This window comes from Candidatus Frackibacter sp. WG13 (assembly GCF_900114655.1).
Taxonomy (GTDB): Bacteria; Bacillota; Halanaerobiia; order Halobacteroidales; family Acetohalobiaceae; genus Frackibacter.
In genome coordinates this window covers 60,350-76,274 of record NZ_FOTT01000002.1, presented here as the reverse complement: position 1 = coordinate 76,274, position 15,925 = coordinate 60,350, and the positions used below count along the sequence as shown (strand labels likewise).

Genomic DNA, 15,925 nt, shown 5'->3' with positions numbered 1-15,925 from the left:
CTTAATTCAGGAATGTTTTCTTATTCAAATTTTTCTTTTGTGTTAAAAGATCAACGAAAGCTTCTAGACGGGTTTGAACCCCAGTAGCACTAGCATGTTCATCTAAAGTTAAAGTTAAAACTGGGAGCCCAAAATCACGTTCAACCTCAGTTAACAAACTTTTTGCAACTATCTCTGGCATACAACCAAAAGGCGCTAGTTGAATTACTCCATCATACCCTTGTTCCCCATAAAGAACTGTCTCCCCTACAGTTTCTAGACCCAAGCCTCCAACTCCTTCTTGCAAATATCTTTTAGCTGCTTTAATTACCTTACGATTACTAGAAATATTTAATGCACCACAGATCAAATTATCCTTGACCCATTTACTTACGAATACAGCTCGGTCTATTGCCACTCCTAACTCATTAAGTCGCTTAGATACATTTAGATTAGCAAAAGGCTCAGAAACTGTATAGATATCCCCTACTAAGCCAACCTTTAAAAGTGAAGTTTGTTGCCCATCAGTAAATTCATCTATTTCTTTCTTATAATTATGGTCTATACTTGCTAACTCTTCCTTATTTTTTGCTTCTCTAATTAATTGTAGATACTCATCCTCTAACTTGTTAATCTGGTTTTTAGAAAGAAAGACACCGTGCTTTAATCTATACTTTTTAATCTCTTCAATTAAGATTAGTTTCTTCCAAGCAAACCTTAAAGATTTAATAACCTGTACCCAGTTGAAATTAGGCGATAATTTAACAAAGATATCTACAATTGATTTAACTGGTGGTTCTAGAATATACAACTCAAATTCATAACCAAGATCAGTTAAAATATCATTAGCTAATTCTCCAAAATGGCCAAAACGACAAGGGCCGTTCCCTCCAGCCATAATTATCGCTTCAGCTCCTAGTTCTAATGCCTCAATAAAGTTACCTAAAACTAATTTAAACGGAAGACAGGCTGACTCTGGAGAATATTTAACCCCCAGGTTTAAAGTTCTTTTAGTCAAAGGTGGCGGTGAAACTATCTCTATATTTAATCCCTGTAGCAAAGTTTCTAATGGAATATTTAAACTCCCCATCTGGGGAAAGGTCACCTTCATACTTCTTCCTCCTAGTTAATAATTCACTTCAAACTTATTATTAACAATTAACTAGGAGATTAATCAAATATCACCAAAATGTTATTGAGCCAAATCCCATTTATTACATCTATGCCCCCAACGGGAAACTATTTCACCATCCATCCGAATCTCTATTACCTCACATAAGTTAGCACAGCCTTCGCACTCGAAACTAGAAGGTGTATATTCTATCTCTGTTACATTCCACCCTTTAAAACTGGTCTCTTCTCCGTCATTTACTATCTTATCTTTAGCCAATAATGCTGCTCCAATCGCCCCCATTACATCATGATGTTCAGGGACTACGATTTCAGTCTCTAAAGCCTCAGCGAAAGCTTCTTTAATCCCTTCATTAGCTGCTACTCCTCCTTGGAAGACAACCGGTGCTAATATATCTTTACCTTGCCCAACATTATTTAAGTAATTCCTTACTAATGCTTCGCACAAACCAGCAATAATATCCTCTAAATTATGACCCATCTGCTGTTTATGAATCATATCTGATTCAGCAAAGACAGAACAACGTCCTGCTATCCGCACCTTATTCTTGGATTTAAGAGCCATCTTACCAAAGTCTTCTATCGGAATTCCTAATCTAGCAGCCTGCTGGTCTAAAAATGAACCGGTTCCTGCTGCACAGACAGTATTCATAGCAAAATCAACGACAATGCCATTCCTTAAAATTGTAATTTTAGAATCTTGTCCCCCAATTTCTAAAACAGTTCTTACATCTGGCACAATATGTGAAGAAGCTACCGCATGAGCCGTAATTTCATTCTTTACTGTGTCTGCACCAACCACGACACTAGTTAAATTACGACCACTGCCAGTAGTACCTACACCTTTAATTTCTATATCATCTGCCAGACTCTGCTTTAACTCTTTTAACCCTCTCTGTACTACATCGATCGGCTGTCCTTTGGTACGAAGGTATATCTTTTCTAATACTTCCCCTTCAGAATTAATTACAACCAAATTAGTACTAACTGAACCAACATCAATTCCTAAGTACCCATTCATGAAATCCTATCCCTCGCTTCATCTCTTTTTTTAGCTATTAAATCAACAAATGCTTCTAGACGAGTTGTCACCCCAGCTTTTCCTGTCTTTTCATCTAAAAAGATAGTTAAAAAAGGGATATTCCAATCCTTACTTACCTCTGGTAAGATACTTTTAGCTACAATTTCTGGAATACAAGTAAAAGGAGCCAATTGAATTACTCCATCAAATCCATTTTGAGCATATAGCACCGTATTCCCTACTGAATCTAGCCCATGCCCGCCTACTAACTGATCTAAGTATGGTTTTGCCGCTTCTTCTACTCCATCCTTTTTAGGGACAAAGAAAGTATGATCTTTAGTCCAACCTGTTAAATAGATTGAACGATCAACTTCTACTCCCATCTCTCCTAAAGTCTTCTCTAATTCTAAATTAGCAAATGGTTCTAAGACTACATAAATCTCACCGATAATACCTATCTTTAGTGGTTCATAATTCGGGTCCTGTGGTACATCATTTAATAACTCAAAACTTTTCTCTTTAGCCTTTTTAATCTCTTCCTCTGTTTTAGCAACTGCCACTATTTCTTGAGCTTCAGCAAAGACATTAGTAGTAGTGCCTTTTTTTAATTCCCGAGGCCGCACCTTATGAGTCAACCTTTCTATATCATCTAGCACCATCAATCTATACCATTCTTTTTTTATAAGTTTAAATATCTGCCACCAAGATAGCTCTGAGCCAGCCACTTTTCTTATGTTACTAAAGAAATCTTTAAAACTATCTGTCAATGCTTCAAAGACTACCATTTCAAAATCATAACCTAAATTATGCAAAATCTTCTCTTGTAATTGAGCATAATGTCCAGCTCGGCAAGGCCCTCTCCCTCCAGAGGTAACGATTAAATCTGCTCCTTCTTCTAATGACTCTAAGTATGTTCCTAATAAGATTTTAAACGGAATACAGGCAAACTCTGGAGCATGTTCAGTCCCTAAACTAAGAGTTCTTTTGCTAGGCTTTTTAACAACTACTTCATGTCCCAACTCTTCCATAATAGATTTAAAAACAATATTAGAAGTTCCCATATACGGAAAGGTTACCTTCATTAGTGCTTCCTCCTTAAATTTAACATATCAACGAACGCTTCTAACCTAGTAACAATGCCTGCCTCTCCAGTATGTTCATCGATAGTCAAAGTCATAAAAGCTATATCTTCTTTATCTTTAGCAGCTAACTCTAACAATTTATCTACCATAAAATCTGGACCACAACCAAAAGCAGTGACATGGATAAGACCATCAATCTCACCAGTTTCACAATAGTGATAACCAGCTTTAACTACTTCGCCACTAAAAGTCCAGAATAGATCTTTCTTTAGTTTTGGCTTCTGCTTATCTAGCTGCCTATGAGTAAGCATGTCAGTAGTTACAACTTCAGCTCCTAGTCCTCGTAATTTCTGAATCATATTAACAGAAATATAAGGATCATAAGTTATATACGGATATCCCAAAACAGCCACTTTCAACGAGCTTTCTTCTTGCCCTAAATCAACGTTAACTTCTTCACCTTCTAATAACTTTAGTGATTCCTCTACTGTGTAACCTTCTTTTAATAAGTTATTAAAATCTTCAAAATAACTCTTTGCTTCTTTAAAAGCAGAATATATCTGTAAAAGATTCTTAGTTAAAATAGATCCAACTTGATAGACTATCTTTAACAACTCAAACCTACCTTTACGAAGGTCAATCTTAGGAGCAATAACCTCTGGTAAACCCCTTAACGTACTCTTGATCATATCCGGTAACCCTAAGAATTTAGGGCAATATATCTGCTCTCCATTAACACTAACCAATCGTGGAATAAATATATAGTCAACCTTATCTTTTAAATTTAAAACATGACCATGAAATAATTTAATAGGAACACAGGCATCATTCACCGTCTCCTTTACCCCATCATCTACTATTCGTCGTGAAGTATTCTGTGATACTACTACTTCCGCTCCTAACTCAGTAAAGAACTTTTCCCATAACGGATAGTAAACATAATAGGATAGAGTCTTAGGAATTCCAATTCTAACTGACATCTTTATTAATGCCTCCTCAACCAAATTGATAGAACCATAAAAAAGTAACTTTAAGTATATATTTAGTATATTATTACTGTTTAACTATATAATATGTTTTTCAGCATTAATTATCAATTTTCCTGCTAGAGAGGATTAATAATTTATATGAGACACTACTACTCATAGTCAATTATAATCTCCTTAAGCATGGTGACTCTAGTGTTTCAGGAGGCATAGAAAACGCTAATATCAAGAAAAATTGTTTACTATAAAAATAGAAATCGAGAATTCAGCATAAAGCTAAATCCTCGATTATATTAATTTAAAAATTAATATTTATTTAACTTATTTTCATTTAGAATGTTTCTAAATATTGATCTAATTCCCACTGATGAACTTGTGTCTTATAGACATTCCATTCAATCTGCTTAGCCTTAACAAAGTGGTTATAAGTGTGCTCTCCTAAAGCAGATTTAATAAGTTCATTATTCTGTAATTCCTGGATAGCTGTCATTAGGTCACCAGGCAAACTTTCAATTCCTGATTCTTTTCTTTCAGCTGCTGTCATATCATAAATATTATTTAAGGCCTCTTCTCCTGGATCGATTTCATTCTTAATACCGTCTAAACCTGCTTTCAACATAACAGCCATGGCTAAATAAGGATTAGCTGCTGGGTCAGGATTTCTTAACTCAACTCTAGTTCCTACCCCTCTAGATGCAGGAATTCTCACTAACGCACTTCTATTAGCACCTGACCAAGAGATATAAACTGGAGCTTCATAACCTGGTACTAATCGCTTATAAGAGTTAACTGTTGGGTTAGTGATAGCTGCAATAGCTTTGGCATGCTTTAATAAACCACCAATGTAATAATAGGCTATTTCACTTAATCCCCGCTCATCTTCTGGATCATAAAATGCATTTTCACCATCTTTAAATAATGATTGATTCACATGCATTCCTGAGCCATTTTCACCAAAGATCGGCTTTGGCATAAAAGTAGCATGCAAGCCATGCTCTTTAGCAATTGCCTTAGTTACAAACTTAAATGTAGCTATATTATCTGCCGTTTTTAACGCGTCAGCATACTTAAAATCAATCTCATGCTGTCCTGGTGCTACCTCATGGTGAGAAGCTTCTACTTCAAAACCCATCTCATCTAATGCTAATGAAATATCACGACGAGTATTCTGACCTAAATCTACTGGAGATAGGTCAAAGTATCCACCTTTATCATTAGTCTTAGTAGTAGGTTCTCCATCTTCATCAGTTTCAAATAAGAAAAACTCCGGTTCAGGACCAGCAAACATCTCATATCCTAATTCCTCAGCCTCAGCAATCACCTTCTTTAAGATATTTCGAGGTCCACCAGAGAATGGCTTCCCATCAGCATCATATACATCACAAATTAATCGAGCTACGGCACCATCATCTGTAGGTCTCCATGGAAATATTGTAAAGGTGTCATAATCAGGCTTTAAATACATATCTGATTCTTGAATTCGAGTAAACCCTTCAATAGATGAACCATCAAACATAATCTCTCCATCTAATGCATCTTCTAACTGCTCTACTGTAATTGCCACGTTCTTAGTTATTCCTAAAACATCAGTAAATTGTAGTCTAACGAACTTAACATCATTCTCCTCTGCTTCTTTGAGAATCTCTTCTTTTCTTAATGTCACTTTAATTGCCTCCTAATATTAATTATATGTTAGCTATAGTTTAGCAACTTTTTTAACGTATGTCAAGTATATGTTAGCATTTTTAACATTTATTTTACATCAACTTTGAAATAAGCTAATTATTGCTGGTGTTAGATCAGTCAGACTTGTAATTCTATCTTTAATTTGATCTTTATAAGCCCCGACCAAAATAGTAGGCACTAAATTTTTAGTATGAGTTCTAACACTTAAATCTTCAATATTACCATGGTCACTAGTAATCACTAATAAAACTTCTTCTAAATTTATTCTCTTAATTAAAGTAAAGATAAATTCATCTAAATCTTCAACAACCTTTATCGCTTCTTTTAAATCCTGCTTATGCCCCACAACATCAGACAAGAAATATTCAAATAGAATAAAATCATATTTATCAATAACATTATACAATCTAATAGCTGAATCATGAGAAGTAATTAAAGGAAGATTAAAACCACGCTCAATTAAAACTTCTTGTTTAAGATCATGATAAATCGATTTCCCGGCTAACAACTCTTTATCAACATAATTAAATTCTATTCCCCCTGCCATTACTGCTAAAGTAGTGGCTGCATACCGTTTAGATTCAACTTGTTTTTGGAAGTATTCTCGTGTATAAGTATTAATAAAGTGCGGCTTAAGGCCTAAATTACTTATCTTTTTAAAAACACTTTCCTCTTTAATAATTTCCTTTAAAGTAGGCGTAGGAAAACCACTAATGTGTCTTTCAAGCTTTTGAGAAGCATTAACCCCAGTTAAAATAGCAGTCTGTCCTGTAGCACTCTGAGGCAAGCCTTCTACCCCTAGCGAAGCATCTGTTGGAATAAGTGAAGCAAGCTTAGAATCACACCTTCCTATGTCAGCTATTAAATCATTTCCTCCTAACATATAATTAAATCCTGGAGTTTCTGCGGTAACCAAAGGATTAGTTGTTGATGAGTTTTCCCCTAAACCAAATCCATCAATAAAGACCATGATTACTTTTGGCATAATCAATACTCCTTTTTATGTATTATTTCCTAAAACAAAGATTACTATTTAGATTGAATACAAGAAAAGACAAATGGAAATCCATTTGTCTTAGTAATTTAGCTTAAAGTTCTAAGTATTTATTCTGTTGTCTCATCTTTTTCTTGGTAATATAGGTTGCGGCCTCCACACGATTATTTAAGTCTAGCTTCTTCAAAATTTTACTAACATAATTCCTGACCGTCTTTTCTGCTAAATGTACCTTTTTAGCAATTTCTCGATTAGTCAAACCTTCAGCTAAGAATTCAAGAATTGCTTCTTCCCTCTCAGTTAATTTATCTTCTTTCTCGTCTTCATTATTAGATTTACGCATATGTTCCAAAACTTTTTGTGTAATTTTAGGATCTAAAAGTGATTCTCCTCTATTAACTGCTTCTACTGCTTTGATCAATTCTTGACTATTAATCTCTTTTAATATATATCCACACGCACCAGCCATGATTGACTTAACGATTACTTCATCATCAGTATATGAACTCAACATAACAACCTTAGTATCAGGATGTTTATCACATATTTCACGACAAGCATCAATCCCACTACCTGAGGGCATTCTAATATCTAATAATATCACATCAGGTTCATGCTGAGCAGCCTTCTTGACAGCTTCTTGCCCAGAACTAGCTTGAGCAACGATTTCAAACTCAGCCTTTCGCTCTAACAAGGCAGCTAAACCTACTCTCACCACCTCATGGTCATCAACTAACATTATTTTAACTTTTGACACCTCTTATCACCTCATAAGGAATTTTTATTTTTATCTCTGTTCCTTTTCCCTTAATTGAGTTTAAATTAAATTTTCCTTTTAATAATCTAGCCCTCTCCTTTATATTCTTTAACCCATGATATTCGTTATAATTATTTTTAACCAGAAGATATGTACTTCCTTTAAAAACTAAATAATTAATCTTCAATTTTTTGTCTTGTGCTTTAAATTTATCTTCTAGATGAAGATAGCAAATTCCTGCAAAGTGGTTTAATATTTGACAGCAAGATTTTGGAATTAAACTTTCAAAAAGAGGAAATAACCTTTATCCCTAGAATTATTCATTAGGAGGTGGATCGATTGAAAAAGAATATAGTTAATTTAATTATTTTTATTGCAGTTTTGTTATTAATCTTAGGATTAGGTTATAAATTGAATGAAGTTGAGGTCCAACAAAAACCAAAAAACGAATTAGTAATTACGATCGAAGGTGGCGGTAGGATAGTTAGAAATAATTTAGAAAAAGTTATAATCTTTAGGGATCAGGATAACGAATTAGAATACTTAAAGATTAATCACTCTACTAACAAAGAAGATATATTTAATTTTGATCGCATTATTGGTTTAAATTATGAACTTAAAACTAAGGAGAAAATCCAATTTAAACCTCTTTCTGAGTTAAAGCTTGAAAAGAAGAATGCTTTAAATGAGTTATAATTTTTGAATCAAATTGAGTCCCAGCATTCTTACATAGTTCTTTAAGTGCTTCTTCTAATGATAAAGCAGGACGATAAGAACGATCCGTAGTCATTGCATCCCAAGCATCTCGTTTAGCACATTTATGATTATGATTATTATTATCAGTCCAAAACAAAAAAAAGGGTTTAATCCACCCTTTCTATAATTTTATATGCTTCTTAATAATATTATAATCTATTCCTATTCACTTGTCAACGACAACAAATCTTATCTAACTAATAAATTAATTGTAACTTCTTATAAAATAAAAGATAGATAAGACAGAAATAATTATTAAACCTCCGATTAAACCTATTAACTGGTCAGGATTAAAGCTTGAAAAGACCAAAATTGCAGCAACTAAAATAATAGTCCCCCAGCTTGAATAGGGATACCCCCACATTTTAAACTTAAGAGTATCAGAAAAGTTTTCTTCTAAAAGAGGGCGGTATTTAATCTGACTAGCTAAGATTATAATCCAATTAAAGAAGATAATAAAACCGGCAGCACTAGTTATATACTCATATACTTTATCTGGAAGCAAAAAAGACATAATAATTGCTATTATTAATCCAGCACTACTTACTAATAAAGCATAAATAGGAACACCGTCTTCATTCCTAGTCTTTAAAAATAAAGGAGCTTCTTCTGCTTCAGCTAAAGAAGCTAAAACCCGAATCACAGCATACATTGCTGCATTCATAGTCGATAAGGCAGCAGTTAAGATTACAAAATTCATAATCGAACCTGCATAAGGAAAATTAACTAGCTCAAATACAATAGTAAACGGACTAGCTTCTGTACTAATTTGACTCCAAGGCACTAATGCTAGTAAAACTAATAAAGCACTCACATAAAGGCCTAAAAGCCCTAAAACTATCCTTCTAATAGCACGAGGAATACTTTCACTTGGGTCCCTAGTCTCACTAGCAGCCATTCCTGTAACTACTACTCCTCCAAAAGAAAGTAAAATCATCAACATCGAACTAAACAAACCTAAAGTACCATTAGGAAAGAAACCTCCATGTTGATAGTAATTCTGAATTCCGCTGCCGCTAGGTTTAGTAAAGAATCCCCCTAAAATTAATAAACCTAAAACTACAAATAAGATTATAGCTATAATTTTAATTATAGAAAAGAAAGATTCTATCTTGCCAAAGTTCTTAACCCCCATCGTATTAACAGCAACAATCAACCCTGAATAAACAATTGCAAAAACCCAAAGGGGAACCTTAGGCAACCACCACTGAGTAAAGATAGCTGAGGCTGTTACTTCACTAGACATAACTAGCACACCTGCTGTCCAATACATCCAGCCGCTTAAATAGCCAAAATAAGGTCCTAATGCTTCTTCAGCGTACACACGAAACGAACCACTAGTAGGATTAGCTACTGACATCTCTGCCAAAGCAGAAAAGACCTGCCACATAAGAAAGCCACCAAGTAAAAACCCTAAAATCACTGATGGTCCAGCATTAACAATCGATATACTACTAGCTAAAAAGAAACCGGCACCAATAATAGCACCTAATCCTACTAAAGTTAACTCATTAACACTTAAACTATCAGTTTCCCCTTGTTCTGAATCACCTTTTTGTACTTGATTATCTATTAAAGGTTGAGTTAGCTCATTTCTATCATCTCTTAACATAATTACACTCCCTAATCATAAATGAATGTTATCGGCTAAATACATCTAATATTTATAAGAAGTCGTAAGCCCCTATATTTTTGATCACTTCAATTATAATTGCCATCTAAGATTCGTGCATAATCAATTGATTATGCACGAAAGCTAAATTTTTAGCCGATATTAATCTAAATAATAGATATCTAATTCACTGCTATGTTATATTATTGCCGATTAAAGAGTAGTATTATTCAAATGGTGAATTTATTAAAATTCTGGAACTGGGGGATATCCTAATTTATGAGCATTTTTTTTAGCTAATTCTTCAATTTTTTCTTTTACTTTTAAATCTGCTTCACCGGTTAAAATATAATGATCTAACTCTTCATATGTAATACCTAATTCCTTTTCATCAGTCTGATCAGCCCATAATCCTGCTGTTGGTGGACGCTCAATTATCTTTTCTGGGATACCTAAATAGGCTGCTAATTCTCTGACTTCTGTTTTAACTAAGTTGCCCAATGGAGCAATGTCAACTCCTCCATCACCATGTTTAGTAAAGTAACCTATCTTTAATTCACTACGATTATCAGTACCTACTACCAATCGGTTTAAAGAAGCTGAGTAATAATAAAGAGCTGTCATTCTTAATCTAGGCTTAATGTTAGCAGTTGCTAATTCATTCTTTCCTTTTGAATTTTGAGTATCCCTAAGCTCTGACAATAGAACATCAAAAGTTTCATCCAAATCTACTACTTTATATTCAATATCAAACTTTTCTGCTACTAGCTTAGCATCTACTGCGTCTTCTAAATTGCTATGACAAGGTAATATTAGACCTAAAGTAGTATCAGGAAACGCTTTCTTACATAAAACTGCTGTTACAGCTGAGTCAATTCCACCGCTTAAGCCAACAACTGCCCCTTTACAACCAGCATCTTTTACTTGCTTTCTAATCCAATTCACTAACTTATCACTTAATTCTGCATAATCCCGCATACCAAAACCTCCTTTTGTTACCTATTATATCATAATAGGGTTAAACTTAAAGATAACTAATAATTATTTTTAATATTCTGCTAATTATGGTATACTATTTAATATCACATAAACATTTCATTATGCTTATGACTCAAAAAAAGGAGGAGATAAATTGGAAACAATTCCAAAAGAAGAGTTAATCAAGAGGAAAGAAGGCTTACAAGAAAAATTAACTGACAAGGGAATTGATCTAGCTGTAATTATTCAGAACGCTGACCTTTATTACTTTGCTGGTACTATTCAAGCAGAGTATCTTTTTATTCCTCAGACAGGTGATCCTATTTTGTTTGTTCGTCGTGGTATTGAACGAGCTGAAAATGAAACCGGTATTGAGAAGGTAGTTGAATTTAAAAGTTCACGAGAAATTCCTGATGTCTTAGCTAAAGAAGGTATTAATTTTCCTAAGAAATTAGGTTTAGAACTAGATATCTTACCTTATCAAACAGCAACTAAATTACAAAGCCTTTTAGAAGTCAATAATTTAGTTAATATTACAACCTTAATTCGCCAATCAAGAATGATTAAGTCAGATTACGAAGTTAAATTAATGAAGAGAGCTGCTAATCATTTAAGTACGATTCCTAAAGTAATTAGTGAGAATTTACAACCTGGAATGAGCGAATTGGAATTATCAGCTATTATTGAGAATCATCTTCGTAAGCAAGGGCATAGTGGCTTAGTAAGAATGCGCGGCTTAAATAATGAAATCCCAATGGGAGTCTGCGTTGTTGGTGATAATGCAGAAATATCTATTAAAACTGATGCTTTATGTGGTGGTTCTGGTCTACATGCTAGTATAGGGATTGGATCATCCCATAAAAAGATTACTGAAGGCGAACCGATAGTTGTCGATTTTGTTAGTAATTATCAAGGATACCATGTTGATCAGACTCGCTTAGCAGTCTTAGGAGAGCCTAGTGCTTACTTACAAGAAACTCATGAAAAGATGGTGAATTTTCTAGATAGACTCAGTGAATATTTGATCCCTCAACATAGCTGGAAGGAAATCTATGAAGAAGGCAAGAGAATAGCTGAAGAATTAGAAGTTGCTGAATACTTTATGGGTTATGGCGATAACAAAGTAAGATTTGTTGGTCATGGAGTTGGATTAGAACTAAACGAGTTTCCTTTTTTAGCTGATGGCCTTAATTTTGATTTAGAACCAGGTATGGCTATTGCCTTAGAACCTAAGTTATTAGTTCCTGATGTAGGAGCTATCGGTATTGAAAATACATATTTGGTAACTGAAGATAAACCACAAAAATTAACTCATACTTCTGAAGAATTAATTACTGTTAAATAAAGCCTAACAATCTTTTGTTTAGGCTTTATTTTTTTAATAAAAAACCCTATTCTGATAAATAGTAATAGTACATCTTATTCAAACATTCACGATTTTAGCATAATTAATTGATACCGCCTACAAATTCCGCAACGACTTCCATAAAGAAAAGCATGGGTTGTTTCCAAACTCCCTAACGGTCAAACAGAAAACAACCTTAATCATGCTTTTCTTTATTCCAGTCTGCTTCATTTTAAATGGCTAACATCAATCAATTATGCTCAAAAAGCTAATTATAAAATTTATTTAAATAATATACCTATATCATTCCCTATCAGAAAGGATAATAAGTAATTATGATGAAGCAATTAAGTAAAGAACTAAAATCAGAACTAAAAAGTGTTTATGAATATCTTCAAAAGCTCCTTGAAACTTCGGAGCCTTTTTTAGCTGAAATTAAGGATTATTTTACTCACCAAAAAGGTAAGTTACTACGCCCATTATTAACCTTATTATCTGGTAAATTAGAGAATAGAGAGAGTCAAGAAATGCTAACTAAAGCCGCTGCTTCTTTAGAGATTCTTCATATGGCTACCTTAGTCCATGATGATATACTTGATAAAGCTCAGTTACGCCGCGGCCAATCGACTATTTACCAAAAATGGGACGTAAATGTAGCGATCTTATTTGGTGATTTTTTGTATGCTAAAAGTTTGAGCTATTTGGATGGACTACCTAATAATATTACTTCTATATTAGCTAGAACAATTGTACAGATGGTAGAAGGAGAAATGCAGCAACAGCGAAATAGATTTAAAGCTAATTTAAGTAAGGATGAATATTTGCTCTGCATTAAAAAAAAGACTGGCTCCTTATTGGCTACTAGTTGTAAAATTGGAGCTATAATTGGTCGGTTAGATGAGGACAAAATAGAAAGATTGACCACTTATGGTTATTATCTAGGTATTAGTTTTCAAATCCAAGATGATATTCTTGATTATAAAAACAAACCAGAAACTACAGGTAAGACTACCCAGAATGATTTACAGCGAGGAATTATTACGTTACCTTTTATCCATTATTTCCAGTCATTATCAACCTCCAAGCAAGCAGAATTTAATGAAATTCTTAATGACCAGCCTAGTGACCAACAGGTACAAAATATAATTTCGCAAGTAAATGCTTCAAGCGCCTTAGACGCATCACTAACTTTAGCACAAGAATTTAGTCAAAAAGCTATTGAAACAATTGACCCTCTCCCTAGCTCTGAATATAAAGGTTATCTCATTAAACTAGCTAGATATTCCTTTAAAAGGAGTAAGTAAAAAATCCCCTGCACGCAGGGGATTAAAGAATCTATCAAGACCGAGATTCAAAAGTATGACAGTTTGTCTTTTCTTCATTAGAAGCTTGGGCCCCTCCACCATCTACATTAACTTCTATGGCACTAGCTGTACAGTATTTATTATCCCAGTAAGTGCAGTTGCTGACTGTACATTTAATATTTTCATTTATACTCATTTTTCTGACACCTCCTTTAAGTTAAAGTCACCTTTCAATTATAATAATATTATGGAGCAAATCCTAACCTTATATTCTGGAACTTCCTAAAAGCATAAATCTATTATATTAGATATAAAGAAGCTCTATACCCAATAGGCATAGAGCTAATATGAAATATCTATAATTTTAACTTACTAATCCTCTTTCTTTGCTTATTTGTGGCGTATCTTTTAACTTACCATGATCTAAATTAATCTGTCGTTCTGCTAGTTGACCAACTTTAGGATCATGAGTTACCATCATAATCGTATGTCCTTGATCATGTAGTTCATTAAATAGATCTAGGACTATATTTTCATTCTCTTTATCTAAGTTTCCTGTCGGCTCATCGGCTAAAATCAATTTAGGATAATTAATTAATGCTCTAGCAATACAGACCCTTTGCTGTTCTCCTCCTGATAATTCTTTAGGTAAATGATTACCACGATGCCCTAAGCCTACTCTTTCTAAAGCCTTTCTTGCTTCTTCTTCCTCGGCCATGCTGTGATAATATTGAGCTACCATTACATTTTCAACCGCCGTTAAGTAAGGCACTAAATGAAATTGCTGAAAGACTAGACCTATCTTCTCTCTTCGAACCTTTGTTAGTTCTTTTTTATCTAATTCAGAAATATCTATTCCGTCTATTTTGACGACACCTTTACTCGGAGTGTCCATACATCCAATTAGATTTAGCATTGTACTTTTACCTGATCCAGAAGGTCCCATGATTGAAACCCATTCTCCTTCTTTGATATCTAAACTAATATTGTCTAACGCCTTAACATCTTCACCGTATATTTTAGAAACATTTTCTAATGTGATTAATCCCATTTTCTTTTACCTCCTCATTATTTAAGAGTTTTACATAATCAATTGATTATACTCGAGAATTATTTTTTTAGCCACTAGTACTTTACTCTCCCTTTAACACAACCGCTGGGTCTATATCAACTACCATTCTTACAGGGATAATAGAAGCAATACAAGATACTAAGACTGCAAGAATGAAGGACGCTGGCACAATCATAATTCTAAATGATATGTATGAGTCAAATACACTCTGTCCAATAGCTTGTGCTCCTAAGAATCCTAATCCATAACCGACTAAACCACCAATACCTCCTAAAATCGCAGCTTCAGTTAAGAACTCAGTAATTATGTTACTATTCTCTGCACCTAGTGCTTTCTTAAGCCCGATCTCTTCTTTTCGCTCAGTAACTATAGTCATCATAGTTGTCGAAACACATAATAGCGTCGATAAAAGTATAATCATAACTACTAAGTACATTAATGATTTAATCTTATTTAGAACCTTACCTTCTGAGCTAGCAATCTTTTTAATTGTTTCTAATTCAATTCCATTTACTGTTTTGTTAATCTTTTTTACTTTAGAGCTTAAGTTTTGTCCTAAAACACTAAAATAAGCAATATTAATCTTGTCCGGCTTACCTAATAATTCTTGTGCTAATGATAGATTAACAAAAATTTGACTATCTGCCTCATTACCGGTTGTAATAATTCCACTAATTATAAGTTTTTCTTCTTTTCCGGTCTCTTCAACAGAAATGGTAATCGTATCACCGACATCATATCCTAACTTCTTTGCTGCTTCTTTACCTATTACTACTTCATCATCGACTGATTTATTTGCTAATAACTCTCCTTCTACTTTCCAATAAGGATTAACCTGGTCCACTTGATCAAACCAAGTACCAACTAAGACTACTGGCTTCTTAACATCTAAAATCCCTTTAGCCTTAGCCTTCGCTACCCCATATAGATTTGGTCTATATCCTACTAGTTTATCTTTGTCAAACTTATTAACTATCTTATCTAACTGTTCTATATTCATCTCTTTATTTGCTGCTTGTAAATCAGGAGCCAAGACTAAGTTTGCTCCGTAAACCCTTAACTCTTCACTCATTTTAATGCTTATATCATAATAAACACTAAACAGAGAAGCAATAATACCTACTCCTACTACAATAGCAAAGAAGGCAATTGCAACTCTTGATTTTCGTTCTTTAAATGCCTTCCCTACCATTCTTAAAAACATCTGTAACTTCTTCATAAT

16 protein-coding genes are annotated in these 15,925 nt (G+C 33.8%); 3 read left to right on the top strand and 13 right to left on the bottom strand.

Annotation, left to right across the window (positions count from 1 at the left end):
- Nucleotide 1 precedes the first annotated feature (1 nt).
- From BM077_RS01900 to BM077_RS01870, 7 genes are all read right to left on the bottom strand, one after another.
- On the bottom strand, nt 2-1,090 hold the full coding sequence (locus BM077_RS01900) for a hypothetical protein (RefSeq protein WP_089747895.1): 1,089 nt from the start codon (nt 1,088-1,090) through the stop codon (nt 2-4).
- 81 nt (nt 1,091-1,171) lie between these two features.
- Nucleotides 1,172-2,131 (bottom strand): acyl-CoA dehydratase activase, encoded by a 960-nt coding sequence (locus BM077_RS01895; protein ID WP_090003392.1) that lies wholly within the window; start codon nt 2,129-2,131, stop codon nt 1,172-1,174.
- Nucleotides 2,128-3,213, bottom strand: coding sequence for a CoA protein activase (locus BM077_RS01890; protein WP_089747898.1), 1,086 nt, complete (start codon nt 3,211-3,213; stop codon nt 2,128-2,130). Before BM077_RS01890 ends, BM077_RS01895 begins: the two co-directional genes overlap by 4 nt.
- Nucleotides 3,213-4,193 (bottom strand): acyl-CoA dehydratase activase-related protein, encoded by a 981-nt coding sequence (locus BM077_RS01885; protein WP_089747900.1) that lies wholly within the window; start codon nt 4,191-4,193, stop codon nt 3,213-3,215. Before BM077_RS01885 ends, BM077_RS01890 begins: the two co-directional genes overlap by 1 nt.
- A gap of 337 nt (nt 4,194-4,530) precedes the next feature.
- Complete coding sequence (glnA, locus tag BM077_RS01880; protein WP_089747902.1) at nt 4,531-5,862, bottom strand: type I glutamate--ammonia ligase; 1,332 nt, start codon at nt 5,860-5,862, stop codon at nt 4,531-4,533.
- 99 nt (nt 5,863-5,961) lie between these two features.
- Complete coding sequence (locus BM077_RS01875) at nt 5,962-6,870, bottom strand: alkaline phosphatase family protein (protein ID WP_089747904.1); 909 nt, start codon at nt 6,868-6,870, stop codon at nt 5,962-5,964.
- A 103-nt stretch (nt 6,871-6,973) separates the two neighbouring features.
- Nucleotides 6,974-7,636 carry a response regulator gene (locus BM077_RS01870; RefSeq protein ID WP_218124627.1) on the bottom strand — a complete coding sequence of 221 codons (663 nt, stop codon included), beginning with the start codon at nt 7,634-7,636 and terminating at the stop codon, nt 6,974-6,976.
- Nucleotides 7,637-7,975: 339 nt separating this feature from the next.
- Here BM077_RS01870 and BM077_RS01860 point away from each other — a divergent pair, with 339 nt between their 5' ends.
- Nucleotides 7,976-8,332: a hypothetical protein gene (locus BM077_RS01860; RefSeq protein WP_089747908.1), complete on the top strand. Its 357-nt coding sequence runs from the start codon at nt 7,976-7,978 to the stop codon at nt 8,330-8,332.
- On the opposite strand, the gene BM077_RS13665 is transcribed toward BM077_RS01860, so the two are convergent.
- The 3 genes from BM077_RS13665 to nadE all read right to left on the bottom strand — a co-directional run bounded on the left by BM077_RS13665 (nt 8,277) and on the right by nadE (nt 10,982).
- On the bottom strand, nt 8,277-8,489 hold the full coding sequence (locus BM077_RS13665; protein ID WP_089747910.1) for an HD-GYP domain-containing protein: 213 nt from the start codon (nt 8,487-8,489) through the stop codon (nt 8,277-8,279). The two genes, BM077_RS01860 and BM077_RS13665, sit on opposite strands and share 56 nt — an antisense overlap.
- Before the next feature lie 108 nt (nt 8,490-8,597).
- Nucleotides 8,598-10,004, bottom strand: a complete 1,407-nt coding sequence (locus BM077_RS01850; RefSeq protein ID WP_089747912.1) for an amino acid permease — start codon at nt 10,002-10,004, stop codon at nt 8,598-8,600.
- A 246-nt stretch (nt 10,005-10,250) separates the two neighbouring features.
- A complete protein-coding gene (gene nadE, locus BM077_RS01845; RefSeq protein ID WP_089747913.1) occupies nt 10,251-10,982 on the bottom strand; it encodes an NAD(+) synthase in 732 nt (243 codons plus the stop codon).
- A 154-nt stretch (nt 10,983-11,136) separates the two neighbouring features.
- Here nadE and BM077_RS01840 point away from each other — a divergent pair, with 154 nt between their 5' ends.
- Both BM077_RS01840 and BM077_RS01835 read left to right on the top strand, forming a co-directional pair.
- Entirely contained in the window at nt 11,137-12,327 is a 1,191-nt protein-coding gene (locus BM077_RS01840; protein WP_089747915.1) for a M24 family metallopeptidase, read from the top strand.
- Nucleotides 12,328-12,662: 335 nt separating this feature from the next.
- Entirely contained in the window at nt 12,663-13,631 is a 969-nt protein-coding gene (locus tag BM077_RS01835; protein ID WP_089747916.1) for a polyprenyl synthetase family protein, read from the top strand.
- Between the two features lie 34 nt (nt 13,632-13,665).
- Here the strand turns inward: BM077_RS01835 and BM077_RS01830 are convergent, their stop codons facing one another.
- From BM077_RS01830 to BM077_RS01820, 3 genes are all read right to left on the bottom strand, one after another.
- Nucleotides 13,666-13,827, bottom strand: coding sequence for a DUF1540 domain-containing protein (locus BM077_RS01830; RefSeq protein WP_218124628.1), 162 nt, complete (start codon nt 13,825-13,827; stop codon nt 13,666-13,668).
- A gap of 168 nt (nt 13,828-13,995) precedes the next feature.
- Nucleotides 13,996-14,682: an ABC transporter ATP-binding protein gene (locus BM077_RS01825; protein ID WP_089747918.1), complete on the bottom strand. Its 687-nt coding sequence runs from the start codon at nt 14,680-14,682 to the stop codon at nt 13,996-13,998.
- Between the two features lie 82 nt (nt 14,683-14,764).
- Nucleotides 14,765-15,922 (bottom strand): ABC transporter permease, encoded by a 1,158-nt coding sequence (locus tag BM077_RS01820; RefSeq protein WP_089747920.1) that lies wholly within the window; start codon nt 15,920-15,922, stop codon nt 14,765-14,767.
- Nucleotides 15,923-15,925: the final 3 nt, after the last annotated feature.

Bases quoted from the DNA above. Each gene is read 5' to 3' on its own strand.
- BM077_RS01900 (WP_089747895.1), bottom strand. From the start codon at position 1,090: ATGAAGGTGACCTTTCCCCAGATGGGGAGTTTAAATATTCCATTAGAA.
- BM077_RS01850 (WP_089747912.1), bottom strand. From the start codon at position 10,004: ATGTTAAGAGATGATAGAAATGAGCTAACTCAACCTTTAATAGATAAT.
- BM077_RS01830 (WP_218124628.1), bottom strand. From the start codon at position 13,827: ATGAGTATAAATGAAAATATTAAATGTACAGTCAGCAACTGCACTTAC.
- BM077_RS01820 (WP_089747920.1), bottom strand. From the start codon at position 15,922: ATGAAGAAGTTACAGATGTTTTTAAGAATGGTAGGGAAGGCATTTAAA.
- nadE (WP_089747913.1), bottom strand. From the start codon at position 10,982: ATGCGGGATTATGCAGAATTAAGTGATAAGTTAGTGAATTGGATTAGA.
- BM077_RS01890 (WP_089747898.1), bottom strand. From the start codon at position 3,213: ATGAAGGTAACCTTTCCGTATATGGGAACTTCTAATATTGTTTTTAAA.
- BM077_RS01835 (WP_089747916.1), top strand. From the start codon at position 12,663: ATGATGAAGCAATTAAGTAAAGAACTAAAATCAGAACTAAAAAGTGTT.
- BM077_RS01895 (WP_090003392.1), bottom strand. From the start codon at position 2,131: ATGAATGGGTACTTAGGAATTGATGTTGGTTCAGTTAGTACTAATTTG.
- BM077_RS01885 (WP_089747900.1), bottom strand. From the start codon at position 4,193: ATGTCAGTTAGAATTGGAATTCCTAAGACTCTATCCTATTATGTTTAC.
- BM077_RS01875 (WP_089747904.1), bottom strand. From the start codon at position 6,870: ATGCCAAAAGTAATCATGGTCTTTATTGATGGATTTGGTTTAGGGGAA.
- BM077_RS01825 (WP_089747918.1), bottom strand. From the start codon at position 14,682: ATGGGATTAATCACATTAGAAAATGTTTCTAAAATATACGGTGAAGAT.